Annotated in this window: 3 protein-coding genes and 2 pseudogenes; 2 read left to right on the forward strand and 3 right to left on the reverse strand. The window is 56.6% G+C overall.

The window, feature by feature from the left end; genetic code table 11:
* Positions 1-474: 474 nt before the first annotated feature.
* Both KGB06_RS30205 and KGB06_RS30210 read left to right on the forward strand, forming a co-directional pair.
* Positions 475-1,545: pseudogene (locus KGB06_RS30205) on the forward strand (HAMP domain-containing protein); the annotation flags it as partial.
* A gap of 261 nt (positions 1,546-1,806) precedes the next feature.
* Positions 1,807-2,403: pseudogene (locus KGB06_RS30210) on the forward strand (methyl-accepting chemotaxis protein); the annotation flags it as partial.
* 66 nt (positions 2,404-2,469) lie between these two features.
* On the opposite strand, the gene KGB06_RS27925 reads toward KGB06_RS30210, so the two are convergent.
* The 3 genes from KGB06_RS27925 to KGB06_RS27935 form a co-directional block, all read right to left on the reverse strand.
* Complete coding sequence (locus tag KGB06_RS27925; RefSeq protein WP_223521496.1) at positions 2,470-3,678, reverse strand: MFS transporter; 1,209 nt, start codon at positions 3,676-3,678, stop codon at positions 2,470-2,472.
* Between the two features lie 591 nt (positions 3,679-4,269).
* Positions 4,270-5,421: a hypothetical protein gene (locus KGB06_RS27930; protein WP_223521497.1), complete on the reverse strand. Its 1,152-nt coding sequence runs from the start codon at positions 5,419-5,421 to the stop codon at positions 4,270-4,272.
* Positions 5,422-5,699: 278 nt separating this feature from the next.
* Positions 5,700-6,062: a DUF6124 family protein gene (locus KGB06_RS27935; protein WP_223521499.1), complete on the reverse strand. Its 363-nt coding sequence runs from the start codon at positions 6,060-6,062 to the stop codon at positions 5,700-5,702.
* Between the last annotated feature and the right edge of the window lie 525 nt (positions 6,063-6,587).

A 6,587-nucleotide genomic window follows, 5' to 3' on the forward strand; every position in this document is an offset into this window, starting at 1 on the left:
ACCGATATGTGGCGCGCTACAACAATGTAAGGCGCCACAGCTACAACGGTTACCACTCGCCGGTAGCGGCAGAAAAGATGGCGGCGTGAGAACCGAAAACAATGTCCAAAATTACTGGACCAGATCAAGCTTGCTCGCGATAGCGGTGTATCAATCGACATATTAGTTGCCTGATACACCGCTATCGCGAGCAAGCTCGGCTCCTACAGGGGTTGCGTCGGCGGCTACAGATTGCGTTTGCCGCGTCATTGCGTCTCAAGGAAAAAGGCCTTTCCAATGCACCCGAAATTTCTGACGATCCAGAGCAAAATCGCCCTGCTCGCCGGCCTCTGCCTGCTGTTGGTGGTGAGTTTGTTGATGGGCTTGTCGCTGTATCAAACCCTTCAAAGCAGCCAGCAAGTCGCCCAATCCAGCGGCGACATGCTCGCCAACGCCGCCAAGGAGCACATGCAGGCGCTGGGCACCGTGCAGGCGATGCAGGTGCAACGCACCTTCACCCAGACTCACGAATACGGCCAAGGGTTATCACGGTATTTGCTCTACCTCAGGCAGCTGCAACAGCAGGGCCATCTGACCCGCCCGCAACTGCGCCAGGCCCTGAGCAATCAGCTTCACCAGGCCCTGATCGACAAGCCCGACCTGCTCGGGCTTTATGTCATTTTCGAACCCGACGCCCTCGATGGCGCCGACGCCGGTTTCGCTGACCAAGCGGCCATGGGCAGCAACGAGACCGGGCGTTTTTCCCTGTATTGGGTGCAAAGCAAACCCGGTGAACTGCAAGCGGTGATCGGCGACGAAGCACTGCTCGCCAACACCTCGCCGGGCCCCAGCGGCGCGCCGTACAACGCCTTCTACACCTGCGCTCTCGATACCCGGCAAGCTTGCGTGCTGGAGCCCTATTTCGACGAGGCCTCCGGCAGCCGCAAACTGGTGACCAGTATTGCGTTCCCGCTGATGGACAACGGCAAAGTCATCGCCGTGGTCGGCCTCGACATCAACCTCGCCGCCCTGCAACACAACAGCGAAACCAGCGCCCATCAATTGTTCGATGGCCTTGGGCAGATCAGCATCGTCAGCCCGCGCGGGGTGATCTCAGCGAACAGCCAGGACGTCAGCCGCCTCGGGCAACCGTTGGAGAATGCTTCGGTCATGCACGCCTTGCGCCAAGGCCAAGCGAAGGTATTTGTCGATCAGCAGCGGATCAACGTCCTCGAACCACTGGCACCGATTGCCGGCGCCGCTCCGTGGGGTGTGCTGGTGGGCGTGCCGCAGGACGTGTTGCTGGCACCGGTGACCACGCTGCAAAACGAACTCGACGCACAAGGGGTAAAAAGCACCGCGCTGGAACTGTTGTTGGGCGCAGGCTCGGCCCTGCTCGGGTTGATGCTGATCTGGTACGCGGCGTTTCGCATCACCCGTCCGCTGCAAATGCTCACGCGGGTCATGGAGGATATCTCCCTGGGTGACGGCGACTTGACTCGGCGTCTGTCGGTGCAATCGCGGGATGAAATCAGCCAACTGGCGACCGCATTCAACCGTTTCGTCGAGCGTATTCATCACTCGATCCGCGAAGTGTCTTCGGCGGCACTCGGTGTCAACGAAGGCGCCAAGCGAGTGCTACTGGCATCGAACTCATCGATGAGCAACTTCGGCGAACAATCGATCCGCACCCACAGCGTCGCCGCCGCGATCAACCAATTGGGCGCCGCCGCCCAGGAAATCGCGCATAACGCTTGCGATGCTTCACAACAGGCCAGCGCGGCACGGCAACAAGCCGAAGACGGGCGCCAGGTGGTGGAGCGCACGATCCAGGTGATGAACGAACTGTCCGGCAAAATCAGCACCTCGTGCGCCAACATCGAAGTGCTCAATGACAAAACCGTGAACATCGGGCACATCCTCGAAGTGATCAAAGGCATCTCGCAGCAGACCAACCTGCTGGCGCTCAACGCCGCCATCGAAGCCGCCCGCGCCGGTGAAGCAGGCCGTGGGTTTGCGGTAGTCGCCGACGAAGTGCGCAGCCTCGCCGGGCGCACGCAAACGTCAGCAGCGGAGATTCAGCAAATGATTGAAGAGCTGCAAATCGGCGCGCGCGAATCGGTGACGACCATGACCGAAAGCCAGCAGCACAGTGAGGAAAGCGTGAACATCGCCAACCTCGCCGGGAAACGCTTGAGCAGCGTGACGCAGCGGATTGGCGAGATCGACAACGTGAATCAATCGGTGGCGGCGGCGACTGAGGAACAGACGTCGGTGGTTGAGGCGTTGAATGTCGACATCACCGAGATCAACACCCTGAATCAGCAAGGGGTGGAGAATCTGCAATCGACATTGCGGGCTTGTACTGAGCTCGAAAGGCAGGCGGATCGGTTGAATCAGTTGGTGGGGAGTTTTCGGATCTGAAGGGTGTGAGCGCTTTTGTGGCGAGGGAGCACGCGCCCTCGCCACAGGGTTTCAGTAGCTACCCAATCACTGGAAGGTTGGCTCGGCGCAAGTCGCTGATGTAGTACGAAGTACACGCAACCCCAAAAGCACGATCACCACCATTACAAGCCCCGCGCCAATGGCTACACCGAACCCTGCCCGCGCACCATAGACGTCAATGATCAAGCCCGAAAGCACTCCACCGAGTGCTACGCCGATGCTGATGCCTGTCGTCATCCACGTCAGTCCTTCGGTGATCCTCGACGGTGGAACAATGATCGTGCCGAGATTCATGACGATGACCATCGTCGGCGCGAATGATATTCCTGCCACAAAGAGCATTCCGGCAAGGATGTAGACGTCCGGTGAAAGAATAGGCAACACCGCTGTTACTGCTGTTACCAGTACTCCAATAAAGAACTGCTTTTCAATCGGCAAGGAAACCCTTAGCGCACCAAAAGTCAGACCAGCGATCATCGAGCCGAGCGCATAAGCTGCCAGGATAAAGCTGGCGGACGTTGGCCAACCTTGTGCATTGGCGAAGGCAACAACAGCCACATCGATGGATCCGCCAATCACACCCATCGCTAGAAGCGCCAGAACGATGGTGCGAACACCGGGGATAAGCAAAGTCGAACTTGCGTTCCGCCTGCTGCCCACAACCACTTTTGGCTCTGTCTGCCGTTGCAGAAGAAAAGCCGTTACGCCGATGACCAGAAGCACGACGGCAACAAGAGGCCCGGCTTCGGCGAAGTAGCTGATGCTCAGACCAATGGCGAGTGGTGGGCCAATAATAAAGGCGAGTTCAGTTAGAACAGTGTCCAGGGAGAAAGCCGTGTGTAATTGCGGCTTGCCACGGAAAAGCTGTGTCCAGCGTGCTCTTATCATGGCGGGCATGCTCGGCATCGTGCCCGCCAGTGCCGCCAGAATAAAAAGCAGTAAGGTCGGAGCCCTCACATAGACAGCCATTATCAGCGCCAGCAACATACCAATGCTGAAGGCTGTAACAAAGGGCAGAACCCGACTCTGACCCCGTTGATCAACGAGCTTCGATATTTGCGGGCCAATCAACGCATTCGCTAATGTAAAGGTACCTGCGACCGAGCCAGCCAACCAATAAAGACCCGTCTGCTGCACCAACATGGTGATGATGCCGATGCCGATCATTGCCTGTGGCAGACGGGCGATGGAGCTCGCGATGACTAACCCCATGACGCCAGGGGTTGTCAGTAGTTCGCGATAGGGATTAGCCATGATTTCTCCAGTTTATAATTTGATGCTGATACCTCAGGGCCTAAAGCAACCTGCTCCTCGAATAGATGATGAATACACAAATGATCAGAATAGTTAGCCATAACTTGGCCGTGCATCCTTGCCTCCCGGTAGCGGATAACATCCACTTTATCGATTGATTGCACCTACAGCATGTAAGTGCAGTTCCATGAAAGATTATCTATTGATCCATAACTGCCACGCGTCTTCGCGATCATCCATCGGCAAACAATCAAACATCTAATTCCAGATCTATTGCTTATTCCAGAACGCTCGCAGCGAACGTTTCTCACAAAAAGCAACCAGACGACCCCGGATGTTCCGCTCAAGCAAAGGAGAAAACGAATCAATCTTGAGCATATTCAGCAACAAAATAATTCAAGCTACCGTTTTGGCTGTTCAGTTGATTGGTCCTGGATAGCGCGAAAAATTGTCGCCTGCATCACCGCCTTCGCGTGCAAGTCGAATCGTCGCACCGCCGCTCCCACAGTTGACCGCATTCCCCTGTAGGAGCGAGCCTGCTCGCGAAGAACGATGACGCGGTGCTTCAGTGGTTACTCGGGTTGTTCAACTTCAAGCCCTTGGCATATCCATCCTGTAACCCGCCCCCGGCGCCCCTTCATGCATCGCCGCCTGAATGTCCGCGTACAACGCGTTCGCCTCAGCGGTAGTAATTGATCGCGAGCAATCCCGCAGCACTACACGCAAAAGCACATTTTCCTGGCCCGGCAGCAGCCCGAGTCGTTCAATGGCCTGCGCGGGTAACTCCGAGAACGCCCAACGCCCCTTGACTTGCATCTCTTCGATCCAGTCAGAACAATCACCCGCAGCCAGCAACATCCTTTCGGTCAACACTTGTTCACTTAGCCCCGGCGTCACCGCCAACGAAATGTCACGAGCAATTGACGGCAAACGAGATACCGCACTCCATGGATTCAGATCATGCATCTGCGCCTGCACTGGTATGTTCTGATCGCGCAACAAGCGAATATCCGGGATGCCTTTGCGCAACATCGTCAGGCGATCCAGCCCCATTCCGAGCGCCAGCCCTCCATGACGCTGCGGGTCTATCTTCAAGCGCTCCAGCAAAGACCTCGCAATACGACCGCACTCCAGTACTTCGACCGGAGCACGGTCATTCAACACATTCACTTCAATTCCGCCCTCGGTGTAATGATGCGGACTGTCGCTGTAGACCCACTCTTTCTCAGGAACGGCGGACATGAGGATATCGCCGACCAGACGCAATAGATGTTCATGCGTAGCCAGTTCCGGATCACCCAGCACCCAGATATCCATCTGATGCGGTTCGGCACAATGCCAACGATCCCGACTATCACGACGAAAAGTAATACCCGGCGCCGCCAGCAAGATCGTCTGCCCCGGATGCCGTACCTGAGCGGCTCGCTGAAGCGCAGCCGGAATTTGACTGGTGGTTTGCGTACGTAACAGCGAGCACTCATCGACCCAGCGTGTGTGTTCACTCCCGAGCGTGACCTCTGCCGGGTCGTAGCCGAGCAAACCATAATTTTCTTCAGCAGACACAATCCTCGGCCCTGTCTGCAGATGAGCTTGAGGCCAGCCTTTTTCCGCGAGTCCTTGGAGGATTTCATTCAGCAGTAGCCGGACGGCGTGATCGGGATTGTTTGTTTCGGTTAGATCAACCAGTAGCAGGGCTCGTTTAAGCGCACTGTCCGTAACGGTTTTCCTTAAAGATGTGTCCATACACTTTCTCTCGACAATGGGTCCTTGCCGACAAGGTACACAGCTGTTGGGGGGTTAAGTCGCAGAGCGAGGAAAATCAGAAGGGGCTGACAGCAAGGACTTACATAAGGCCGTGCTGTCTCATAATGCGTTGATGCGTCGGGCTAGGCTCACTTTGGACCGAGGTGATGCCATCGCGAGCAGGCTCACTCCTACAGTTTGACCGAGTTGTCCGGACGGACGCAGTCCAATGTGGGAGTGAGCCTGCTCGCGATGAACGATAACGCGGTGCTTGGGTATTACTTCGGCACCTCAACGTTATCCAGCATCCGGTTCGCCGCCAGTTCCGCCAGCATGATGATCTGCTGGATCGCCATGGCCGTATGCCGATGCGGCCCTTCCAGGTACCCCGCGAAATCGCTGGCCATGACACTGGCCTGGGCCAGTGACTCACAGGTGTGGGCCAAGAGGTCTTCGTCTCGGATATCCGGTGCAAGCATGAACATCGTGCTGGGTTTGCGGGTGGCGGGGGATTTGATGACGCCGGGGTTGAGGTAGTGATCGAGGGCGCGTTCGGCGGCTTCGTGGAGTTTTTTTGAATCGAGGGATTCGTAGGGGGATGCCGGATCTGTGTCTGGCGGGTTTGGAGTAACTTTGCACATATTCATTCGTTCCTTTTTTGGCAGCCACGCCTCGCTACTAATACGAGGGGTGGCGGCTGTACGCAGGTTAGTAGACCGGGGAACGAAGGCAAAGCCGGCGCGTCCGAGGACGCCCTGCGCACAGCCACCATCAAATACAGGTATGGAAATACCTGTCTGACAGACGCTTGTGCAGCCTTCAAATCCTCGGGCTACTAAACCCGATCACTGGGAATCAGTGACGGGAATAAAGTTACCGAGGGCGTCCAAAGCGCACAAGCCGGCGGATTCTGGCGTAGTCGTAGGTAATGGCGCAAGGCGTTGTAGCTTTCAGGAAGTAACCTTAAACACCTTTAAACAGCACTCCGATTTGAGGCCGCCATCGCGAGCAGGCTCACTCCTACAGTTGACCGAGTTGTTCAGGCGAACGCGGTCCAATGTAGGAGTGAGCCTGCTCGCGATGAACGATAACGCGGTCCAACTACCCTCCCCCCGCCAATTCTGGCATCCACAAACAAGCGGATGGCATACGCACAAACAAGCCCC

Source organism: Pseudomonas sp. GL-B-19, assembly GCF_019956415.1.
Classification (GTDB): Bacteria; Pseudomonadota; Gammaproteobacteria; order Pseudomonadales; family Pseudomonadaceae; genus Aquipseudomonas.

Bases quoted from the DNA above. Each gene is read 5' to 3' on its own strand.
- KGB06_RS27935 (WP_223521499.1), bottom strand. From the start codon at position 6,062: ATGTGCAAAGTTACTCCAAACCCGCCAGACACAGATCCGGCATCCCCC.
- KGB06_RS27930 (WP_223521497.1), bottom strand. From the start codon at position 5,421: ATGGACACATCTTTAAGGAAAACCGTTACGGACAGTGCGCTTAAACGA.
- KGB06_RS27925 (WP_223521496.1), bottom strand. From the start codon at position 3,678: ATGGCTAATCCCTATCGCGAACTACTGACAACCCCTGGCGTCATGGGG.